The sequence below is a fragment of the Aliiglaciecola sp. LCG003 genome (assembly GCF_030316135.1).
Classification (GTDB): Bacteria; Pseudomonadota; Gammaproteobacteria; order Enterobacterales; family Alteromonadaceae; genus Aliiglaciecola.
The window spans coordinates 848,538-871,436 of record NZ_CP128185.1 but is presented as its reverse complement, the minus strand read 5'-3'; the positions used below and the strand labels follow the sequence as shown (position 1 = coordinate 871,436).

Below are 22,899 nucleotides of genomic sequence, written 5' to 3'. Positions count from 1 at the left end.
CTCTTCACACAGCTTATTTTTAATATTAATCTAAATGTTTGGCCAAAAATGCATCCAGTGCATCAAATAAAGCACTGCGATTTTTTTGCACTGACAAATTATGATCTCCATGCTCAAGCTCTATGTATTCAAATTCTTTATCTTCGTCCTCTAGTTCGTCAGCCATTTCGCGGCTTTGTGCGACATTCACGACCCGATCATCTTGACCATGGATAAGTAAAATAGGGGTTTTAATTTTTTCAACATTGTAATAGGGAGAACGGTTCTCTAAATCATCATAATCGTCACCGATTTGGTTTTTTACAAATTTAGCGTTAGTGTATTTACGGGCAGAAATAACCAGCTTTTTAAGATTCGAGACGCCAGCAAAACTCACGGCACATTTATATAGGTCAGGGGTTTTTACTATACCCATCATAGCGGCATACCCACCATAACTGCCCCCTACTATGCATACTTTTTCAGGAGTGGCAATTTTCTGGTTAACAAGAAAAGTAACCGCATCGGCCAAATCATCCTGCATTTCCAGCCCCCACCCCTTCATTTGACTTTGTGAAAATTCGTAGCCATAACCGCTAGAGCCTCTGAAATTGGGTCGAAATACCGCATAGCCCTGGTTAGTTAGAAAAGCGGTCCAAGTATCAAAACCATCATACTCCCTTGCCCCAGGCCCTCCATGAGGCATTAGAATCGTTGAAACCGGGCCGTCAAAACCTAAAGGTAAAGTTAGATACCCCTGAATTTCTACACCGTCTCGGGCTTTGTAGGTAATTAGCTTATGTTGAGGAATTTGAATGCCGTTGAGTTCAGGGTATTGTTCAAATAATAGATGTAAGGTTTTTTTGTCACGATTGCCGTAATAATAAGCGCCGGGTATAGAATCACTTTCGGTATATAGAATATAAATATTCTCGTCAGCGCTAAAATCCACAAGATAATTGCTTGTGTCGGGTAAAGCTTTATCAAAGGCTTTCTGTAAGTTGGCCCGGTCTTTATCCCAATATAGTCTTCCACCGGTTACGTGAGCATCCCGTAGACCAATGACTTCTTTAGTCTTTTTAGAATAGATTAGGCTCCCGTCTACATCATGCTGTGGGTCGGCAAAAACCAATTCTTCTTGCTTTGTACGGATATTCATTTTGTACAAGGCTTTTTTATCCCCATTGTATCTTTTGTAATAAAGTACATCTGGGTCTTTAGCAAAACCAATTGGAAAAATCGGCTGCTCAGAAAATCCATCATATTCAAATAGGCTATCCCAACTATCAGGGGTTTCTGGCATGGAAATGATACTACCTTTTTCACCGGTCTTATAATTGGTAAAATAACCAATTCGAAGTCTGCCTTGCTGATCGGTTAACCAATCTCGAACCTGCCTTTTTCCCCTTTCAATCCGAGTTTTTTCGCCTGAATAAATATTTACCTTGTAAACGGAGGGTAAATTGACTGTATCTTGATCTAGCGCGATGAGTATGTGCTCTGGATCATCGGGTAAAAAATCAATCACATTATCTTGAAACTGGGAGATATGCTCTCTGCGACCGATTAGTGGGCGAGCCTCCTCACGCTCATCAGTGGCGTCAATGACAACTAGCCGCGTCTCCATTGTAGCCGTTCTTTTTCTTTTTGAAGCAAATTTTGCACTGACGATTAAGGTCTTGTCATTCGCCCACTCGAACCATTTAATTTTAATTTTCTCATTATCTGTTTTGAGCAAATATAAGGTTTCACCCGTTACCATATCTAAAGTGGTTAACACAGCAAGTTGCTCTTTTTCGAAGTTGCGAATAAAGGCTACTTTGTTTCCAGAAGGGGATAAACCAGGCTTGGCATAAGCAGGTAAACGACTGAAGTAATCAGTGGGAACACTTTGCGCACTGTAGGCTGTAGAATTTGCAGTAGGCACTAGAAGAAGCACACTCAGTGCTAATAGCATCCTTGTTAACATCGGTTCGTCCTAGGTGAGTAAATACGACGTCGGAATGGTAAGTGATTAATCGCTAGATTTCAAAGGCACACGCCATATAGCGACTAATCTAAGCAAATAAACCAATAAGCACCTGCATACAGGAATTCCCTGTCCTGCTGTTATAACGGGCTTTATTAAATCTAAGAAAAATAAAAGCTATGGCTGCTATTACAAAGTGCAGTTGGTATCTAGATCGAGTTCAATTGGACATTAGCGCTCAGTCAGATATGCCTTAATTGCCTCTTTGTAATTGCGACTAACTTTTATTCTGTCGTACTCCCCCAGCTGTAAAAAAAACTCACCTTTGGTATGGGGTATGACTTTCTCGATAAAATTTAGATTGACGATGGTAGAGCGATGCACCCGTTTAAAAATCGTGTCATCGAGCTCTTCCAATAACTCTTTTAGGGTGCTGCGTTTGATATGGGTTTCACCATCGGCATGCAGACAAACGTAATCGCCAGCCGCATCAATCCATTGGATATCAGCTTGTTTTAGCAGAGTAATTTCGTCCCGTTCGCGAATGACAACTTTTCGCTCAATGCTATTGGCAGCAAATTGAGACTGGGCGAAATTTTCGGAGAGATTGTCACCGCTACTTTCTCGCATATTAATAGCATTTATTGCACCAATTATCCGCGGTTTGTTATCTGGTAGGTCACTAACAGCCATGCGTTCAAAGGCTCTTTCGATAGCCCGCTCGATACGTTCTTTATCAATAGGTTTCAATATGTAATCAACGGCGTGGACATCAAAGGCGTCTAACGCATACTGTTCGTATGCGGTGGTAAATACGATTAAGGGTAGTAAATCACTTTGTAAATTTTTCACCACATCGAAGCCATTTAGGCCTGGCATTTGAATATCTAGAAAGACTAAATCTGGAGTGAGGTCCATGATCATATCGATGGCTTGACGACCATTTTTGCACTCTCCCACCACCTTAACGTTTGCAAAAGAATCAAGCTTCGAACGCAGTAATTTTAGTGCGAGGGGTTCGTCATCAACAATAATAGCGGTTAAAGTATTCATGCTAAATGCTCAGTGGCCAAAAAGGTTACGGGATGCTGATCAGTATGATATTCACAGGGTAACGTGATCGTGGTTTTCAATCCACCAGAGGGCAATATATTTATGCCAACGTGGTAATTGTGTTGATATAACGCTTTAAGTCGCTCGTCAGTATTGCGCAAGCCGACGCCTCTGCCATTAGAACTTTGCACCTTACTTTTACCAATTTTATTGCCCGAGCCAGTATCACTTAACTGCAATATCAATTGCCCTTCAAAGACCTTTGCATGCAGGCTAATTGTGCCGCCGGTTTCGCTTTTGGCAATGGCATGTTTCATCGAATTTTCAATGATGGGTTGTAATAACAAACTGGGCACCAGCGCCAATCTGGCTTCAGTTTCAATATTAAAGTCCAGTTTCAGACGATCTTCAAATCGTGTTTTTTCGATCTCTAGATACAGGTTTAGCGCTTTTACCTCGTTTTCCAAGGAAATCTTGGTATCCGGATTATTATCCAAAGAGTGGCGCAAAAACTTACTTAACTGCACCGTCATACTTTGTGCTTTATCAGACTCACGCGCCTCTACCAATGAATTAATGGCATTCAAGGTATTACACAAAAAATGTGGGTTCAATTGATAGCGAAGCATTTTAAGCTGTGCATCTCTGGCAACGCTTTGTGCTTTCATCCGTTTGATTTGTTCTTCTCGGGCGTCGGATTCAGCCTGCAACATAATGATGTGTTCGGTTTGCAGTAAATCATAATAGCGAATGCCGTGAAACAAACCTGTCCAACAAAGAAAAATGAAAATACTGGCGAAATGCCAGCCACCTAATTGCTCCCAGCCGTTGGGGTCTGCGGTTAGCCATAGAAAGATTTGTAGTCGTGACAAAGTCCAAACGAAGGACACTAACATCACGCTAGCTAGTCCAACGAGACTCCGATACAGAATAGACTTGTCCCACATCCCCATAAAAGTGACATAGAGTACTAAAGACAGTACTAGTCCGAAGGTAGCTTGCAGCACAATATGTAAAATATGAGGCCAAGAATAAGGGCCATACCAAAGTGTTAAAGTGAAAAAGCTAGTCATGCTTACAAACAACCAAAAACCAGTCTGCCATAACCAGAACTTGCGGTTCGGGCGCTGCTCGATAAATCGTTTGGTGGCATTGGAAATTCGTTGTTCCATGGCATTCCTTATTATTATCATGCCAGTCTACACCTTGGCGTGACGGCTAACCAGTTGTGATATCCGTTACACCGCACGAGAGAACCGTTCTATCGTAAATTCAATGCGTTACAAGACAAATCAGATAGCGTTAAGACTTACTAATCACTGTATAGAACTCGCCCCATTATGCAAGATACCTTAGCAACATCACAAAACGAGCCCAGTGCTTATTCCAACTCAATATTCTATGTCTGCTATGTATCTTTAATTGTAGCATTAGGCGGATTATTAATGGGCTTTGATGCCTCGGTTATCTCTGGGGTAGTTGGATTCATTGAGAGTGAATTTAATTTAACTAAATTACAGCTCGGTTGGGCGGTGGCGTCTTTGTCTCTCACTGCAACTTTCGCAATGTTAGTGAGTGGACCTCTTTCTGACAAATTTGGCCGCAAAACGGTACTAAAGATTGCAGCTCTGTTGTTTTTATTGTCCGCTGTATTGTCGGCATTAGCACCGAGCTTTACTATTTTAGTCATAGCTAGAATGTTAGGCGGCTTAGGTGTCGGCGCGGCGCTAATCATCGCGCCTATGTATATTGCTGAAATCGCTCCAGCCAAATATCGTGGGCGCTTAGTGTCACTCAATCAACTCAATATCGTTATTGGTATTTCAGTGGCTTTTTTCACTAACTATATGATTTTAACCCTTGGCGAGTCAGCCCAACCTTGGACTCAGCAGCTCAATCTGCAACACTGGAATTGGCGCTGGATGCTAGGACTAGAAGCTTTGCCTGCCCTGCTGTATTTCGTTGCGTTATTTTGGGTCCCTGAAAGTCCACGTTGGTTGGTATTGAAAGGCAAAGTGGCGCAAGCCAAACAGATAATGCTAAAAGTTAGCCATGAACAGCAAGTTGATGAAACCATCAAGCAGATAGTTATCGCATCAACATCAACAGACAAGCAGGCCCGCTTGCCTATCAAAGAATTATTCAAACCGGCAATGCGCTTGGTCATGATAGTCGGAGTGTCGATTGCGATATTGCAGCAGATCACCGGCATCAACGCGGTGTTTTTCTATGCACCGATGATATTCGAACAAAGTGGGTTTGGTACAGACGCTGCTTTTATGCAGGCCATTTTAGTAGGTCTGATCAATATAGTATTCACCGTTATAGCCATAGCACTAATCGACCGTATCGGACGCAAAGTGCTGTTGTTAGCGGGCGTGAGCGGCATTGTATTAAGTATGTTTATGTTGGCCTATCAGTTTAATCTGGCCTCTTATGAGTTGACGACTCAAGTACTTTCTTCGTTACCCAGTCAAATCAATGCGGATAGCATTGGCCCAATGATAGGGGTGAGTTACTCGAATGATCTTGAGTTCAAACACGCTCTAGTGACTAGCCTTGGCAGTCAACTGGCGGTCAATCATGAGTCCTTCTTCATTGCATCGGCAATACAGCTCAACCAAACCGCTGTATTAATTGGATTGTTAGCTTTTGTCGCTTGCTTCGCAGTTTCGTTAGGGCCGGTTATGTGGGTACTGTTCTCAGAACTCTTTCCAAACCGAATTCGAGCGCTGGCAATATCCTTTGTGGGATTGATTAATTCAGCCACCAGCTTTACGGTACAACTAGTGTTTCCGTGGGAACTGGCCAACTTGGGTGCAACATTAACCTTCGCCCTGTATGGCATTTTTGCACTGGTTGGATTGATTATTGTCTTGATCTACTTGCCTAAGACGAAAGGAAAAACACTTGAAGAATTGGAAGCCAGCCTAGCTAAATAAGCTGAGCTGGGGATAAATAAACTAAACTGCTCTAGGCAACATCCATTGCCTAGAGCATATAACGAGATACTGATAGCTACACGAGTCTCATTAAGACTCGTTTTTTTCCTGATATAAAACTGCAGCACTCAACTGACATTCAATACGCACCACCCTGCCATTTCGTTTGAAAATATCTTCACTGAGTTGATGATTTAGCGCTAGGGTTTGTGATCCATTAATTTGGATTTTTTCCATCGTACCATCATTAAGATAAACGCTCACTGAGCTTTGAGTGGAGCCTGCCAACTGATAAACAATTGGCACTTGGCACCAAGTAAAGGCTAAGCCTTGGCTAGGCACCTCAATTGTTTGCCATTGCTCGGCGACATCCAAATAGGTCATCTCACCGGCGCTTTGACAAAACTCTTGGGCACGCAGTAAGGCCGGATTGATTTGCAATTGTCCATTGGCAACATGAATACCCAACTCGGCAAAGCGACTCATGACTTCTTCTTTTACCTGTCCTGTCATGCCGGGTTGTTGAGCACCAGCATGCTTGGGCGTATGAGAATAGGGATCAGTTGGAAAGGCACCATATTGTTGCGGTGTTTTGTTAAAGCCAATCCCTTCTCGAACCTGATAATATAACTCTCCTAAGCGTTGAATGATGGGCTGCTCTAACTTAGTGTCAATGGCATAGAAGTATTGCTCTTTAACCGCTAATAATAATTTGGCCACCATGTGCCAGTAAACACTTCCTAGGCCTTCAAATCCGAACATTCCACCGGATCGACCAGTGAAAGATTTATGCTCAAACACCTGTTCGTATAAGTCCAATATAGCTTGTTGGCTAACATCATTGAGTTGCGCATAATCTGGGCCAATACAATGTAGTTGAGTGGTTAAATCGCCACTGTTTGTTAGCTCTGAATTGAATCGATAGCGACCAGTGCAATCTTGGCTGACAATGCGGTTATCATCCCGATCAAGCATCAATTGCAACAGCGGAATAGCGTTGAATCCATCGGCTGGAATAACGTTCTTGTCTAAAAAACGGGTTTGCTTGCGGTCAGGATACAACATAAAGGTATTGATATCGGCTCTGAAAACATCACTGTTAAACAGTGCCTCAAGTACATTTACCGCATCTTTGCCGGTAATGGCACCGCTACTCAAGGCTGCTACTTGCCCTTCCAGCATCGGATACAAATGACTTACATGGGCGGAGTGTTGCGATAGCTGCAACAAGTTATACGCCTGATATAGGCCATCATCAGCTCGATTAATATTGATAGAATGGTTGATCACATCATTTGCATGCAAAAGACAGCGATTAACCAACTGCACCGACACCTCAACCTGACCCGAGAAACCTTGCTGCTGATAAATGGCCTGACGATAACGACATCCCGCCCGTCCGAGACGCTCAAGTATCTCGAAGCGTTTCGAATCTGTTACCGGGGCATTATCTAACTGCTGCGCAACGTCAGCTAATATCATGCTGATATCGACCAACCACTGATTGACTTCATTTGATAAAGTGAATAATTGATCGGTGTCTTGCAATAAATGCTGCAGAAAAGTCACATAGCGACGCATGTAATACAGGGTTACCATTGATAAACCCTGGCCAACCAAGGCGTTGTTTGCATCATTCCACTCTGGGCGCTGGGTGTTGAGCCAAATACCGCCATCAACCACCAAGTTACTCAACTTACTCAGTAAGGGTACTAAGAGTTTTTCAAGCAGATTAACTTGATAAACCTGCCCACTCCCATCTAACACCAATTTCCCGTCAGCGCCTATGGCAGATACACGTTTTTCAATCACCTCTGCCAGCGCGTCATCGTAGCTGACGGTGCTTTTTGCATTTAGTACAATGTCGTCAAAATCTTTGATTTTGTAGGGTACATTTGCATAACTAAATAGCGGCTGCGAGAGCAACTGTGATAGTTTTTGCGGGTGAAATTGGTTAGATAATTCCAACATCTTAAGCAAGTAGATAATTTGATGGTCGCCCCAATAACCAATATAACTCCAGGGGTCATCCGGCTCTTCTACTTCCCAATCGATACCTTGCTTGGTGATCCGGTATGGATTATACCCATCCATAGTGGAGGCGTTGACAAACTTAGCAATTACGCTCTCGATAAAATCCGGATAGCTAAAGGTAAGGGCTTCCCAATTCTGGAAAATATCCCGCCAGTTCCCTTGATACGATAGTAATGGGTTTCCTTGTTTGTCTTTTAAATTTATAGCGAATTGGTTCCAAGGGCGACTAGGATCACCGTGTCTGCGACCAAAGGTAATGGGTAGATATTCCATGACTAAGCGTTCTAGCTGCCCATCACCATGTTGTGAAACCTTCTGCAATAGCGCCTGGATCTCCATGGTGGCAGGCAGGGCTTGCAAAAACTGGCGATTTTGTGCAAATACCGGCTGATTGAACATCGACACTGTGGAACATAAGTCTTTGGCTGTAATTTGATATTGCTGGTCAAAAATGCCGCCGCGCAACACATTAAACAAGGTGTTTGCATAATGATGTACAGTCACGTTTTCTTCGTTGGTATACTGAAAACCGTCACTGCTGGCCATAATGCGCGCGAGATCATCGCTGCCTTGCTGAACAGATTGTAATAAGGCTTTTTGCAGCACATCCGGTTGACTCAATTGCACAATGCGTTTACTCACCTGAGATTGAGTTTGTTCAAGGTCTGCCACGATGAACCATTGTTTATGGTCTTTTGGCCTCAACTTAAATCTTGTTTGAATTAAATAAGCGCCACGAACGCCACGACAACTGCTTTCAGTGTTAACACTCTGCTGATGAATGAATTGAGCGATCTGCTGCTCAGACAACAAAATGGCTTCAGGCTCTAGCCCTAAGGTAAACACACTGGTTGCATGCAATGACTCAGCGGGTTCAGCCCGGTCGGTGATCCCAGAGTATAAGGTGAACATTGCCAAACCAGTAGCTTCATCTAATTCGTTGAACTTATAAGCATCCACCAAGTTACTAGATTGGGTTTGGGTGAATCGCGGCGTGCCGGCTGGCAAAAGATTGATTAAACCATCAAGTATGTCAATTTCGCAGTGCTGATCGGACAAATTACATAATTCCGCTTGACGACAAAAGCCGAACTCTTCACTTGTGGTCCAGGTGTAGCGAAACATAAGCTGCAATGAGTGATTAATCTCTTCAAAGCAGAGTTTATTACCTAAGGTATTTTTAAATAAATTACGCAGTAATTGGAAGTCATGCTGACGTTGGTAATTAAAAGGTTCCCAGGTGACTGTTTGTTTGCCACGGCTGACATGCAATACCGTTTTACAGCCAGTGTGGGGAGTACTTTCATAGATTTTATCCACGGTGACATAAGGGAACAATGCCGTTTCTGGAGATACTCTACCGGCAGTCAAACCACCATTAGATGATGCAAATAGCCAGTGATCGCTGTTAGACACAACGCTAATGAAGAACGCTGGCATCTGGTCGACGTTAACGATTTTGTAAAATCGTTCGCCATTTAGGGTGACAAACTCACCGCTAATATTCTGTGTTGTATTCATGTGATTTGCCGGTTTTTGTCAAAATAAAAAATATCTGTTTCGGGTTGGTTAGTAGCCAACTGAAATAGCTGAGGATCTTTATTGTTGTTGGTAGATGCGGACATAATCCACTTCCATCTGCAACGGGAATAACGAATCATCTATCGGGCCGCCCGCTCTACCCCAAGCACCACCTATGGCCAAATTCAAAATCAAGTGGTAAGGATGGTCATAGGGCCAAGACTGCCAGCCTTGATGCTCATTGGCGTAATAGAAATAGGGTGTGCCATTGTAAGAGATAAAAATGTAGTCTGGCCCCCACTCCATTGAGTAGGTTTGAAATTCAGTATTAACGCTGGCATCTACTTGCATGCTGCCTTTACGCTGTTGCCAGTTTACCCAATAGTAGGCTTTGTTATGCACTGTGCCGTGGATGGTAGTAGGATCATAGCCGACATACTCCATAATATCGATTTCGCCAGAATTGGGCCAAGCATCACAATTAGCCATGCCTTGCCATTCATCATTGCCCTTACAATTGGTGGCATATTTGAAAGGATCACTGGGAAGCATCCAAATCGCCGACCAACCCCCTTGCCCAGCAGGAATGCGCGCACGAACCTCGGCTTTGCCATACAAAAAATCGCCTTTGCCTTTGCTATGGATCCGGCCTGAGGTGTATTGGGCATTATCGTACTGCTCTTTATGGGCTTGGATAATGAGATGCTGTCCGTCGACCCTGACATTTTTCGAACGCTCAGTATAAGCCTGATCTTCATCATTCACTTTGCGCGCAGGCCATACATCAAAATTCCATTTAGTTGGGTCTGGCGGACCGACGTAATTGAATTCGTCACTCCAAACTAATTGCCAATCTGTCTGTTTAGTATCGACTTTACGTACAACCAAAGCATGCAAAACAGGCTCACCTTTTACACCAGTTAAAACTATATCCAGTTGCCCATCGAGTACTTCCACATCTATCACAGTGCGTTCTAACGCCGACAGCGTTTTACCATCCCGTTCACCGCGTACATCTAAGCTGGGTATATGTAATTCATCTTCTAATCTGACATCAAAAAGGCGCTTGCCAACCGCAGTGTTTTTTGGCTCCGCAAACATAAACTTGACTGCATACTGGCCGTTTTGCATAGGCAATGAAAGGTGCATATCACCTTGGCGATACGTCTGATAAAGCGGGATGTCTTGCGTTCCTTTACTATCCACAGAGCTTGCTTTAACAGCCGAAATCGATAAGTTATCAGCTCGGTAATGGATATTGTCACTGGACACATAATCTTCGCCTCCAACATTTAAGGCATAAACAATAGAAGCAGTATAACTTTCTGGAGTGGATTTAGATGCCACTACTGGTGGCTTCATCCCCCTAAAAATGGATGTAGATTTGTCGGCATAAGTACAGGCATTGCTGAGGAAAATGCAGAACAGGATAACCAATACCCGCAGGTTGCATGTTGCATGGACTATTTTCATTCAAATACTCTTTTGCGATTCAATTAAACGCTGTGACTCACAAACATAATCCATTTGCCTGGTCTAGCAATGCAAACAAGTTAAAACGGACTGCGACTGCGGCAGGAAGTCCTTAATGTTTACCGGCTTCATTTGCAACAAACCATTTACAAGTCATCTTGCTTTGTTCAGTCAAAAAGATAAGCTTTCAGCCTTTTCAGCATGATTTTTAACCTCAGTCCATTCCACCTCTTGAAAGTCCCGCCTTGCCGTATTTGACCTTCTCACTGTTAACCTTTGTGTTACACATTAGAACAGGCAATTAACATCTGGCTAAGAATTTAGTGATTCACTGTGCAGTAATAACACAGAAGCACTGGGACGAACGTCAGGCAAAATCACCTAGATTTTGATTTTTCGGAGAACACAATGAGAATCAAGAGCGTTAAACATATGACGCATAACCTGTCACTATCAGTAGGGGCGGCTTTAGCATTAGGCCTTGCTGGCTGTGGCGGTTCTAACACGGACACAGATTTAAAGGCGATCGACACGTCAGCCCCGGTTTCAGATTGGGTTATGGTGTGGAATGATGAATTTGACGGCAGCGAAATTGACGCTACAAAGTGGTCCCATGAAGTAAACTGCAGCGGCGGCGGGAACCAGGAAAAGCAATGCTATACCGACTCCCCAGAGAATTCTTTTTTAGCCGACGGTAACCTCAATATTGTTGCCAAGCCTGCCGAAGACGGCGCTGAGTTACCTTATACTTCAGCGCGGTTGAGAACCAAATACAAAGGTGACTGGACTTATGGTCGCTTCGAAATGCGAGCTAAATTGCCATCAGGGCAAGGCAGTTGGCCCGCGTTCTGGATGTTACCTACAGATGAAGTCTATGGAGGTTGGCCCAAATCAGGGGAAATCGACATTCTTGAAGCTGTAAACCTGAAAGTTGCAGATGAAGACGGTGTTGTTGAAGCAAATATTCATGGCACCTTACATTACGGTCGTGATTACCCAGGGAACGATTCGTCAGGTAAGGCTCATAAATTGCCTGATGGGGCAAATCCAGCGGATGATTTCCATACTTATGCTATTGAATGGCAAGAAGGCGAGATCCGCTGGTACATGGATGGATATTTGTATGCGACTCAGATGGCATCAGAAGTGCGCTATAACAGTAAAGATGAAGCTGTTGGTTTAAAACACCGAGGTTGGTTTTCTGAATACTTTGACATAGTAAGCGGTGAAAAAGAGTTGCATTGGGATAGCTCGCCCTTTGACCAAGATTTTCACATCCTGCTTAATCTAGCAGTTGGTGGCAATTGGCCTGAAAATGTCAACAACGGTGGCATCGATGCCAGCGCGTTTGAGAATGGTCAAGCCTATCAAATTGATTATGTGCGGGTGTACGAATGTTCAACCAACCCTATGACTGGTAAAGGCTGCGAAACCGTTCGCGCTGGTTATAAAGATGAAGAAGATGCACTGGTTATTGGTAAAGCCCCCGCACCCACTCCTCCTACACCACCGGTAGCAGTGCCTATTACCATTTTTGCCGATGGTGAGAATCCAGGCTGGAAATTATGGGATTGCTGTGGTGGAACAACCCCTGCAATTGTCACCGATGATGCCGAACATGGCGCTGTGGCAGAGTTTCAAATCTTGGATAACAATGGCACGGTATTAGGCTTCAACAGCCGAACAGATGTTTCCGAAGGCGGGGTACCTTTTAACGCATCTGCCATGCTAACCACAGGTAGTGTGTCATTTGATATGAAAGTGGTTACGCCCACTTCTGGTGCCACTACTTGGTTATTGAAGCTCGAAGCTGACAATAATAGTTCTTCTGCGCAGGTAGAATTGGTTGCTAGCAACGAAGGGGTTGAACCTGTAGTTGGGCAATGGCAAACATACACGTTCTCTTTGCAATCTTTGTCTGATGCTGGTTTAGATATCAGCGCTATTGACGTAGTTATGATATTTCCTGCTTGGCAAACAGGTGAAGGCGCGGTTTATCGGGTCGATAATCTGAAAATTGCAGAGCCTGGTAATATCACCTATCCAGAGCTTGTATTGTTTGAAGACCAAGCGAATATGGAATGGGCACTATGGGATTGCTGCGCTGGCACTACCCCTACCGAAGAAATGGATGATGCTGATCACGGCGTAGTAGCTGAATTCAGTATCAATGATAACAACGGTACAGTATTAGGTTTTAAACCTGCAGATGATTCAGGGATTAGCTTTGACGCTTCCGCGCTTTTGACCGAAGGTGTCGTGCAGTTTGATATGAAAGTCACCACTGCACCAACGGATGCAAATGCAGTTTGGACCTTTAAAATTGAGGGTGGCGATGGACCAACTGCCGTTGAATTACCACTCGCTGATGGCAATGGTGGAAATGCACCTGTCACTGGCGAATGGGCAACTTATACTTTCACCATGTCAGACCTATCCGACGCAGGCTTAGACATTAGTGCAATTAACGTTGTAATGATTTTTCCTTCCTGGGGAGCCGGTGCTGGAGCAGTTTATCGCGTCGACAACGCCAAGATTTTCAACCCTAACGCAACCAATGTTCCTAGCGGTCCAAGATTGGCGGTATTTGAAGATGCTAGCAACACAGCTTGGCCTCTATGGGATTGCTGTGGCGGCACCACGCCGACCGTGGAGACAGATGATGCAGATCACGGCGCGGTGGTTGAGTTTAAGATCTTAGATAACGTAGGTACTGTATTAGGATTTAACAGTCGCTTACCTGATGACGGCGCTCCTTTTGACGCATCTGAATTGTTATCTAGTGGCACCATAAGCTTTGATATGAAGCTAGTGACCCCTACGGCCGCGGCAACCACCTGGTTGTTGAAAATTGAAGCTGACGGCAATACCTCTGCAGCAGAAGTTGCGCTATCTGATAGCAATGAGGGCCTTGCACCAGTTGTGGGCCAATGGCAGACATACACCTTTAATCTATCCGATCTATCAGATGCAGGCTTGGATATCAGCGCCATTGACGTGATCATGATATTTCCTACATGGCAAACAGGTGAAGGTGCAACCTACAGAGTCGACAACGTGGTGATCGGCAACCCAAGCGTCGCTGCTCCTGTACCTAACGCCGTTTTAACTTTTTTTGGCGAAGAACAAAATAGCCAGTGGATTTTGTGGGATTGCTGTGGAGGCACCACACCAGCGGTAGTTGCTGATGATGCTGAACATGGCAATGTAGCGGAGTTCACGCTAGGATCAACGCCCTCCGTACTAGGTTTCAATAGCCGTTTACCGGATGATGGTGCCCCCTTTGATGCATCCGCCTATTTAACCACTGGTAAAATCAGCTTTAGTATGAAAATCACTAGCGCACCAAGTGGTGGTGCCACAGATTGGTTATTAAAAGTTGAAGCTGATGGCAATACTTCGGCTGCCGAAGTGAATCTGAATACTAGCATTGAAGGCCAAGATCCTGTGGTAGGTCAATGGCAAACTTACACCTTCGATTTACTAACCCTATCTGACGCCGGACTCGACATCAGCGCCATTGATGTGGTGATGATATTCCCAGCATGGGGTACCGGTGAAGGAGCTATTTATCGCATTGACAATGCGGTGATTACGGCTCAGTAGGAATAGGCGCTCGGTGATACGCATAACGCTTCAAGCGTTAGCCTAGACATATTGATGATGATTCTGGGCTTGCGTATACCGACCAAATTGAAGAACAAAGAAAATAAAAGTAGGGCTACTATGAAACACATGACCTTCAATAAAAAATATATTGCGGCATCCATTTCGCTACTATTGGGCAGCTCCATACTCTCCCCTGCGTTTGCGCAAGAAGAGGCGGAAGCGGCAACAGCAACGGATGACATAGAAACGATTCAAGTAAAAGGCATTAGGGGCTCCCTCGCCCGTGCCATGGATATAAAACGCAATGCCAAAGGCATTGTAGATGCGATTTCAGCCGAAGAGATGGGTAAATTTCCTGACACCAACTTGGCTGAATCATTGCAGCGTATTACCGGGGTTACCATTAGCCGTAAAAACGGCGAAGGTAGCCAAATTACCATACGCGGTTTCGGCCCGGATAAAAACTTAGTGACCCTCAATGGCCGCCAAATGCCGGGAACCGGTAATACCCGTTCTTATGATTTGGAAAACTTGTCATCTGATGGTGTCAGTGCCCTGGAAGTATATAAAACCGGCGTATCACATGTTCCTACTGGTGGTTTGGGCGGAACGGTAAATATTGTTACAGCCAAGCCGCTAGCCTCTCCTGGATTGAAATATGTTATTTCCGGCAAAGGTATTTATGACCAATCGAATGTTGAGGGTGATGATGTTACGCCCGAATTGTCAGCATTGTACAGCGACACTTTTGCTGATAACACCTTTGGTGTAGCAGTATCGGTGTCCTTACAAGAGCGGGATTTCCAGCAACAAAGTGCCAATGTGCCTGGTTGGCAAGCTGATCAAGGCCCGTTTGGTTCAGCCACGAGCTTCGTTGATTTAAGACCCGATGCAGCTAGCGAAGATGATGATATAAAAGACGGCGCCACTGCCGATGGAAAAACCGGTCACACTTATTTTCCTCGTCAAATTTCATACAACATTAACAATGTTGAACGTTCTCGCTTAAACAGCCAACTTACCTTGCAATACGCGCCTAAAGACAACATGACCTTCACTTTGGATTATGTTTATTCTGAGGCGGAAACCGCCACTTCGGGTTTAGGTTTTGGTGTCTGGTTTAACTTTGGTGGTAACGTTAATTCCTATGAATTGGACGAGCGCGGCACCGCCATTCGCTTTACCGAATCAAATAACGATTTTGCTCACTCGGCTAATGTTGAAACCCTATTGGTTGAAAGTGATTCTATCGGCTTCAATTTCGAATGGCAGGCAACCGATGAAATTCATGTAGAGCTGGATTATCACGATTCTAAAACCACCACCGACAACGGTGCTGATGATGGCTTAGGTCATTCAGGCAACGTTATCCTCGCCCCAAATAATATCGTAACTAAAACCTACGATTTCTCGCAAGGCGGGGTCCCACAGTTTGATATGGTGTGGCCAAATGGTGCAAGTGAAGCGTCACCTGCGGATTTCGACCCACTATTTGCCCAATTTAATCGTTCTGAAGGTGAATCCAGCATCGAGCAAATCCAATTGGATGCCGAATGGATAAACCCCAATGATAGTTTCCTAACGAGTGTGCGTTTTGGCCTTGCTAATACCGAGCAAACCTTTGGTGGTTATTCTGCTGATAACGGTAATGTTGGACCCAATGGCTATAATGGGAATGAGGCTATCTTCCCTGATAGCATGTTCACCCGTAACAACACTGGCGATTTTCTGGATGAGTTTTCCAATGGTGGCGGCAACCTAGTCACCGACTATTACTATTCCTTCGATTACGCCGAAGCCATCGCGCGGATGGAATCGTACTTTGGCTTTTCAACTGATCCGTTAGATCCCAACTTCGGTACCTTAAGTGAAGGTTACGTGACAGAAAAAACCCAGAGCGTTTACCTCTCTGGTGATATGTTTTTTGAAATCGCCGATATGCCACTGGATATCAATTTGGGTATCCGCTATGAAAAAACTGATGTCAACAGTGATGTACGGCAAAATGTGGAAGACTTCTTAGTATGGTCCAACCCCACTGAGTGGCAATTACGTTATAAAGAGGGCGGTGATGGATTTCTCAACACCACAGGTGAACATGATGTGACCCTGCCCAATTTGAATATCAAACTTGAAGTAACCGAAGATATAGTGGCGCGCTTTTCGGTGGGTAAAACCATTGCACGGGCACCACTAGGAAACCTATTAGGCGGTCGTTCTTTATCAGGCAGTCCTAAACCTGGTAATCGCACCGGTGGTTCAGGTAATACCAATTTACTGCCCTTTGAATCTTTCAATGTTGATTTGAGTGCTGAGTATTATTACGACGACGCAAGTTACATATCTATCGGTTACTTCCGCAAAGACGTGAAAAACTTTATCTCAACATCTTTTAATACCATTACTGTGGATGGTCTGCGTGACCCCTTCATTGGGCCTCGCGCTATTCAAGCTGAAGCCGATGTAGTGGCACGTGGTGATCAACCTACCGTCACAGCAATCTGGGAGCAGATTATTGCTAACGGCGGCGGCGTAGACGATTCTTGCTGTGAGACCCAGATAGTCAAACAAAACGATAGTGACCCACTGGTAGAATGGTTGGTCAGCCAGCCAGCCAATGGCGAAGATAAAACCGTGGATGGAATCGAGTTTGCCGTGCAGCATATGTTTGGCGACAGTGGTTTTGGCGCAGGCTTCAACGTGACCTTGGTAGATGGCGACGTCAAATACGATACTGAGAATTTCTCGGTGCAGTCTCCTTTAACCGGATTAGGCGATTCGGCTAACTTACAAGTTTTTTACGAAAAAGATGGTTTATCGGCTAAATTGTCTTATGCATGGCGTGATGATTACTTGCTAGGTGTGGGTCAAGCTCAGGGTTCGGCAGAAGCACCGCCGCAATTCTTTAAAGAATTTGCACAAACCGATTTGAGCATCAACTATGACGTGAATGATAATTTGACAGTGTTTTTTGAGGGCTTAAACCTATTCAATGAAACTGAAGAAATTTATGGCCGTTATGAAGAGCAGTTCCTTGCTGCTCGCCAGTACGGTACACGTTATAATTTAGGCGCTCGATACTCGTTTTAAGCGGGGTAAAGTGTGAAAAAAGCCGCTTTGTCAGCGGCTTTTTGTTATGCTTTTTATGGGATATTAATTTGGAGTTTAGCTGATTGACTAATCCAATCCGAAAAATCATTATTGTCGGTGGCGGTACCGCAGGCTGGCTAACCGCTGGGGTGATTGCTGCCGAGCATATGGCTAATTCAGCTCAAGGTATTTCAGTTACGTTAATTGAATCACCTGATGTTAAACCGGTAGGTGTGGGTGAGGGCACCTGGCCGACCATGCGCGGCACCTTGCGTAAGATGGGTATCAGCGAAACGGACTTTATTCGCCAATGTGATGCAACCTTCAAACAAGGGGCTAAATTCGCAAAATGGGTGACCGGCGCAGATGACGATGCTTATTACCATCCTTTAGTCTTGCCCCAAGGGTTCGAGAAAATCAATCTAGCTCCCTTTTGGCAAGCTAACACCGAACATATGCCGTTTGCCGATGCCGTGTCTTTTCAAGGACGTTTATGCGAACAGCATCTGGCGCCGAAACAAAACACTACCCCAGAATATGCTCATGTTGCGAATTATGCTTACCATCTGGATGCAGGCAAATTTTCACAATTTCTCACCCAGCACTGTACGCAAAAGCTGGGGGTTAAGCATGTGTTGGATACTGTGGTGGCAATTAACAGTCACGACAATGGCGATATAAAATCCCTCACTACTAAACAGAACGGTGAAATAGCCGGTGATTTGTTTATCGACTGCAGCGGATTCAGATCGCTACTACTGGGCCAACATTACCAAATACCCTTTGTCGATAAAGAACATATTTTGTTTAATAACAGTGCATTAGCCTGTCATGTTCCCTATTTAGATGAGCAAAGTCCGATTGCGTCCCATACTATTTCGACCGCACAACAAGCGGGCTGGATTTGGGATATTGGTTTACCAAGTCGACGGGGCGTAGGACATGTATATTCCAGCCAGCACAGCAGCGATGAGCAGGCGGAAATAGATTTACGCCACTATATTCGTCAAAGCATTGGTGATAAAGCCGATGATTTAAGCGTGCGTAAAATCCCCATAGTACCGGGACATCGCCAGCTATTTTGGCACAAAAACTGTGTAGCTGTGGGTCTTGCTGCAGGGTTCTTAGAGCCGCTAGAAGCCTCTGCTTTAGTACTGGTAGAATTATCAGCCGCCATGATCAGTGAACAACTTCCGGCCACGCGAAGTGTGATGGATATTGTGGCGAAACGTTTCAATGATAAGTTTTTGTATCGTTGGGACCGTATTATTGATTTTTTGAAACTCCATTACGTACTAACCAAACGCACCGATAGCCAATACTGGATAGATAATTGTGAAGCGCAAAGTATTCCACAAGGCTTGCAAGAATTATTAGAGTTATGGCGATATCATTCGCCATGGCACAACGACTTTAGCCAAATAGATGAAGTGTTTCCATCGGCCAGTTATCAATACGTGCTTTATGGGATGGGCTTTGTAACCCAGCCATCGGCTACCCTCAAGCGATCAGCCGATCCGGCAGTGGCTCAGGCAAGTTTCAATCAAAACCAACAGTTAACAGCAAAGTTATTGAAAGGCCTACCCACCAATCGAGAACTGATCAATAAAATCCATCAATATGGATTGCAACGTATATAAGCGGCCGGTGATAGCAATATTATCCCTGCACCACAAACAATAATAAGTTAGGAATTTGCATGGCAAATCATCAATTACTGGACAATATTACTCATAAAGATCTTCAGGTTAACCCTGAGTTTAAACCCAATTTAGGTGACGATATCAGCTACACCAATGTGTTTGTGTCTGAGTTTCGTCAAGCACAGGCACATTACCCGATATTTTTACGCAAACACACAGAGACAGGTCAGTTTGAAGCTATCGCCATGTTCGGATTTGCTCAGCAGGAAAATCTGTATCTAACGGATAGCGGCTGGCATGCCGACTATATTCCCATGAGCATTCGCAGACGGCCCTTTTTGATTGGTTTCCAAAACGTACAAAGCGAAGGTGTACTAAAGCAGGAGCCGGTTGTATTTATCGATATGGACAGTCCCAGAATTGTCAGCAGTGATGGTCAACCTGTATTTTTAGAAATGGGTGGCCAGAGTGAGTACTTACAAGAAATTAATTCGCTACTGCAGGCCATTCATTTAGGACATGAGCAAACTAATGCATTCATCGCCTTTTTACTTGAGAAGGATTTAATCGAATCGGTCAATATCAAAGTCACACTAAAGGATAATTCTCAGCACGAGTTAGCCAGCCTGTATACGGTCAACGAAGAAAAGGTGGCGGCATTACAAGGGGATGTTTTACAAGAATTGCATCAAAAGGGCTACTTACAAATGATCCATATGATGGAAGCCTCGATGTCGAATCTTTCTAGCTTAATTGATAAGAAAAACGCAACCCTATAGCAAGAAATCCAGAGGCCGGTATGAAAGTGAAAGCTGTTTCAGCCATTCGTGAAATTCATCAGGCCACGCCTGATGATTTGACTCAAGAGTTACTCGCGGCTAATCAACCTGTGGTATTCAGAGGCTTAGTCAAGCACTGGCCTTTGGTGCAAAAGAGCTTGCAATCAGACCAGTCAATCGTGGATTATTTACGTGGTTTCAGCAACCAACAACCGGTGCAATCCTTCAGCAGTGATGCGATTAATAACGGCCGCTACTTCTACAATGCTCAGTTGGATGGCTTTAACTTTGCGCCAAAAACCAGCACCTTAGAGGGTGTCATTGAAGATGTGTTATTGCATTGTACAGATAACTCTGCACCCACAACTTACTTGGGTTCAACGGCTTTAGAGCACATTCTACCCGGTGTTCGTCAACAAAACCCGCTAGCGCCTTTAGAGCATGCACCTTTAGTCAGCCTATGGCTTGGTAATCAATCGCGCATTGCTGCCCACTATGATATCCCCGATAATCTTGCCTGTACGGTGGCTGGCAGGCGCAGGTTTACTCTATTCCCGCCCGATCAAATAGATAATTTGTATGTAGGTCCGATTGATTTTACCCCGGCTGGGCAAAGTGCCAGTTTGGTAGATTTTCAACAACCGGATTTTCAGCGTTTCCCTAAATTTAAGCTGGCGTTGGAGCAGGCCCAAGTTGCAGAGCTTGAGCCTGGCGACGCTATCTTTATTCCAAGTATGTGGTGGCACCATGTCGAGAGCTTAGCGAAGTTTAATTTGTTGGTGAATTACTGGTGGCGCCAAGTGCCTAATTATTTAGGCTCTCCTATGGATGCACTCAATCACGCTTTACTCAGCATTCGAGACCTACCGGAGAGTCAGCGTCATATTTGGCGGGATATTTTCGAGCATTATGTCTTTTCTGCCCGCGAACAGGCACATATTCCTGAGCTACAACAAGGTGTACTTAAACCTTTAGATGAAGCTGCTGCCCGCAGATTACGGGCAACCCTAATCAATAAACTTAACCGTTAGCGATAACCTATCGCCAGGCAAGACTATGCGGCTGTCACTTTGCCTCGTTTGGCTTCGAGCTGTGCCCGAATATCATTGGCTTTTTGCTCGGTGACGGGGTAAAGGTAAATTAGCCAAATGGCGATCACCGAACAGATGATAGGCACAAGCGCATCGAATATACGCAGCAAAAAGATAGTCGACTCAGCCTGATTGCCGTTTAACGCCACATCAAATCCTGTCGCGTTCAATAGAAATCCTCCGGTTGCCAAGGCCGCAGCCATACCAAGTTTCACCACCCACCAATAGATAGAGCCGAACATGCCTTCTCGACGTTTTTCAGTCTTCAGCTCATCAAAGTCACACACATCAGCGATCATGGAGCCCATCAGAGTAAACAAGCCGCCCAATCCGAATGCGATAAAGGGTACTGGTACTAGTAGCATCAGTGGATAGTCAGGATCATAGCAAATCCATTTCAATGCATAGCCTAAGATTGACATGCCAATCGCAAAAAAGAATGCTCGTCGCTTGCCGTACAAAGAGGATAATTTGGATACTATAAATATCACACAAAAGGTAGCAAATGCCGATAAGGTTCCTGCGTAGCCCGCGTATTCAGAACCCAAACTGGTATCGCCACCAAACACATAATAAATAATCACATAGAACTGGAATGACGACACCATCATAAAGCCATTGAAGACTAAAAATGTGGCACCGCATAAATACAAAAAGGGTTTAAATTTAATAGTGGTTGCGAAACCTTGAAAGAAACCTTTGATCCCAGCAGGGAAAGTATCAGTGTCAGTAGGCGCAGCCTGCGTCACGATACGCTGATTCGGTTCTTTCAAAAAGATAGCAGGCAATATACCGACACAAATGGTGAAGGCGCCTATGATAATAGCTAACCAACCAGCGCCTTCGAGCATGTTATCGAACAGCATGTCATTTTGCATAAACCACAGAAACCAGGGCGCAATTAAATAAGCCATTTGGCCCATAAAATTTTGCGTTGCCATCAAGCGTGTCCGCTCATGATAATCCGGTGTCAGCTCATAGCCGAGCGCTACCCAAGGTGTGGCAAAAATCGTGTAGGCTAAATAGAACACCAAGGAGCCCGCCAGAAACAACCAAAAGTAGAAGTTTTCCGACTGACCCACTGGAAGTTGCCATAGCAGCGCGAAGACAATACCCGCTGCGATGGCTCCGACAAAAATATAAGGACGACGTCTGCCCCATTTCGATTTCGTGTTATCCGAGATATAACCCATTAACGGGTCAGTAATCGCATCGGTTAATCTTGGCAACGCACTGACCAATCCGACCAAAGCCGGGTTCATACCCAAACCCAAATTAAGCACGATGACCATGCCACCTATCGCAGCGCCCAACAGATTGTTAACCAAGGCACCTAGTCCATAAATGAATTTCTGGATACCAGAAATTTTATCTTCTGCCGCGGTTTCATGATGTGCACTGGATGACATATTGATAACTTCCGTAGGTAGACAAGGTCAAAATCTAAGTTAGAAATAGACGGTTAACAAAGCGTTAACATAGGACCATACAATGAAAAATCTCCTTCACAATGACAACGCGACCAACGGTCCCATGCCACGGGGTGAAGCGGCTACTGTCGAAGCCTATTGCAACACTTAGAGCGTGGAATAATACTGCCCTTCCTCACTATCTCTTCGCTGGTCCATTTCAGCTTGTTTAATTTGAATCGCTATTCACAGCAGTTAAAGTTATTGCAGCAGAGTTTTTTGTAACTGTGATATGTAACCCCACTGT

General features: G+C 44.5%; 11 protein-coding genes and 1 pseudogene. 6 read left to right on the top strand and 6 right to left on the bottom strand.

Annotated features, from left to right (window positions below; all coding sequences use genetic code 11):
* Positions 1-25: 25 nt before the first annotated feature.
* From QR722_RS03595 to QR722_RS03585, 3 genes are all read right to left on the bottom strand, one after another.
* A complete protein-coding gene (locus QR722_RS03595; RefSeq protein ID WP_286285383.1) occupies positions 26-1,948 on the bottom strand; it encodes an alpha/beta hydrolase family protein in 1,923 nt (640 codons plus the stop codon).
* A gap of 231 nt (positions 1,949-2,179) precedes the next feature.
* Positions 2,180-3,001, bottom strand: coding sequence for a LytR/AlgR family response regulator transcription factor (locus tag QR722_RS03590; RefSeq protein WP_286285382.1), 822 nt, complete (start codon positions 2,999-3,001; stop codon positions 2,180-2,182).
* Positions 2,998-4,173 (bottom strand): sensor histidine kinase, encoded by a 1,176-nt coding sequence (locus QR722_RS03585; RefSeq protein WP_286285381.1) that lies wholly within the window; start codon positions 4,171-4,173, stop codon positions 2,998-3,000. Before QR722_RS03585 ends, QR722_RS03590 begins: the two co-directional genes overlap by 4 nt.
* A 168-nt stretch (positions 4,174-4,341) precedes the next feature.
* On the opposite strand from QR722_RS03585, the gene QR722_RS03580 reads away from it, so the two are divergent.
* Entirely contained in the window at positions 4,342-5,943 is a 1,602-nt protein-coding gene (locus tag QR722_RS03580) for a sugar porter family MFS transporter (RefSeq protein ID WP_286285380.1), read from the top strand.
* A 90-nt stretch (positions 5,944-6,033) separates the two neighbouring features.
* On the opposite strand, the gene QR722_RS03575 is transcribed toward QR722_RS03580, so the two are convergent.
* A complete protein-coding gene (locus QR722_RS03575; RefSeq protein ID WP_286285379.1) occupies positions 6,034-9,498 on the bottom strand; it encodes a 1,3-beta-D-glucan phosphorylase, GH149 family in 3,465 nt (1,154 codons plus the stop codon).
* Between the two features lie 78 nt (positions 9,499-9,576).
* The gene (locus tag QR722_RS03570) at positions 9,577-10,971 is read right to left on the bottom strand and encodes a malectin domain-containing carbohydrate-binding protein (protein WP_286285378.1); all 1,395 of its coding nucleotides are present in this window, start codon (positions 10,969-10,971) and stop codon (positions 9,577-9,579) included.
* Positions 10,972-11,403: 432 nt separating this feature from the next.
* Between QR722_RS03570 and QR722_RS03565 the strand changes: the two are divergent.
* The 5 genes and pseudogenes from QR722_RS03565 to QR722_RS03545 form a co-directional block, all read left to right on the top strand.
* A pseudogene (locus QR722_RS03565) lies at positions 11,404-14,046 on the top strand (family 16 glycosylhydrolase); the annotation flags it as partial.
* Positions 14,047-14,697: 651 nt separating this feature from the next.
* Positions 14,698-17,670 (top strand): TonB-dependent receptor, encoded by a 2,973-nt coding sequence (locus QR722_RS03560; protein WP_286285377.1) that lies wholly within the window; start codon positions 14,698-14,700, stop codon positions 17,668-17,670.
* A gap of 83 nt (positions 17,671-17,753) precedes the next feature.
* A complete protein-coding gene (locus QR722_RS03555; RefSeq protein ID WP_286285376.1) occupies positions 17,754-19,310 on the top strand; it encodes a tryptophan halogenase family protein in 1,557 nt (518 codons plus the stop codon).
* A gap of 59 nt (positions 19,311-19,369) precedes the next feature.
* A complete protein-coding gene (locus tag QR722_RS03550; protein WP_286285375.1) occupies positions 19,370-20,092 on the top strand; it encodes a SapC family protein in 723 nt (240 codons plus the stop codon).
* A gap of 20 nt (positions 20,093-20,112) precedes the next feature.
* A complete protein-coding gene (locus QR722_RS03545; RefSeq protein WP_286285374.1) occupies positions 20,113-21,123 on the top strand; it encodes a cupin-like domain-containing protein in 1,011 nt (336 codons plus the stop codon).
* Positions 21,124-21,146: 23 nt separating this feature from the next.
* On the opposite strand, the gene QR722_RS03540 is transcribed toward QR722_RS03545, so the two are convergent.
* On the bottom strand, positions 21,147-22,592 hold the full coding sequence (locus QR722_RS03540; RefSeq protein WP_286285373.1) for an MFS transporter: 1,446 nt from the start codon (positions 22,590-22,592) through the stop codon (positions 21,147-21,149).
* Positions 22,593-22,899 lie beyond the last annotated feature (307 nt).

Coding starts and splice junctions, on each gene's coding strand:
- QR722_RS03595 (WP_286285383.1), bottom strand. CDS start 1,948: ATGTTAACAAGGATGCTATTAGCACTGAGTGTGCTTCTTCTAGTGCCT.
- QR722_RS03560 (WP_286285377.1), top strand. CDS start 14,698: ATGAAACACATGACCTTCAATAAAAAATATATTGCGGCATCCATTTCG.
- QR722_RS03575 (WP_286285379.1), bottom strand. CDS start 9,498: ATGAATACAACACAGAATATTAGCGGTGAGTTTGTCACCCTAAATGGC.
- QR722_RS03550 (WP_286285375.1), top strand. CDS start 19,370: ATGGCAAATCATCAATTACTGGACAATATTACTCATAAAGATCTTCAG.
- QR722_RS03570 (WP_286285378.1), bottom strand. CDS start 10,971: ATGAAAATAGTCCATGCAACATGCAACCTGCGGGTATTGGTTATCCTG.
- QR722_RS03580 (WP_286285380.1), top strand. CDS start 4,342: ATGCAAGATACCTTAGCAACATCACAAAACGAGCCCAGTGCTTATTCC.
- QR722_RS03540 (WP_286285373.1), bottom strand. CDS start 22,592: ATGTCATCCAGTGCACATCATGAAACCGCGGCAGAAGATAAAATTTCT.
- QR722_RS03585 (WP_286285381.1), bottom strand. CDS start 4,173: ATGGAACAACGAATTTCCAATGCCACCAAACGATTTATCGAGCAGCGC.
- QR722_RS03545 (WP_286285374.1), top strand. CDS start 20,113: ATGAAAGTGAAAGCTGTTTCAGCCATTCGTGAAATTCATCAGGCCACG.
- QR722_RS03590 (WP_286285382.1), bottom strand. CDS start 3,001: ATGAATACTTTAACCGCTATTATTGTTGATGACGAACCCCTCGCACTA.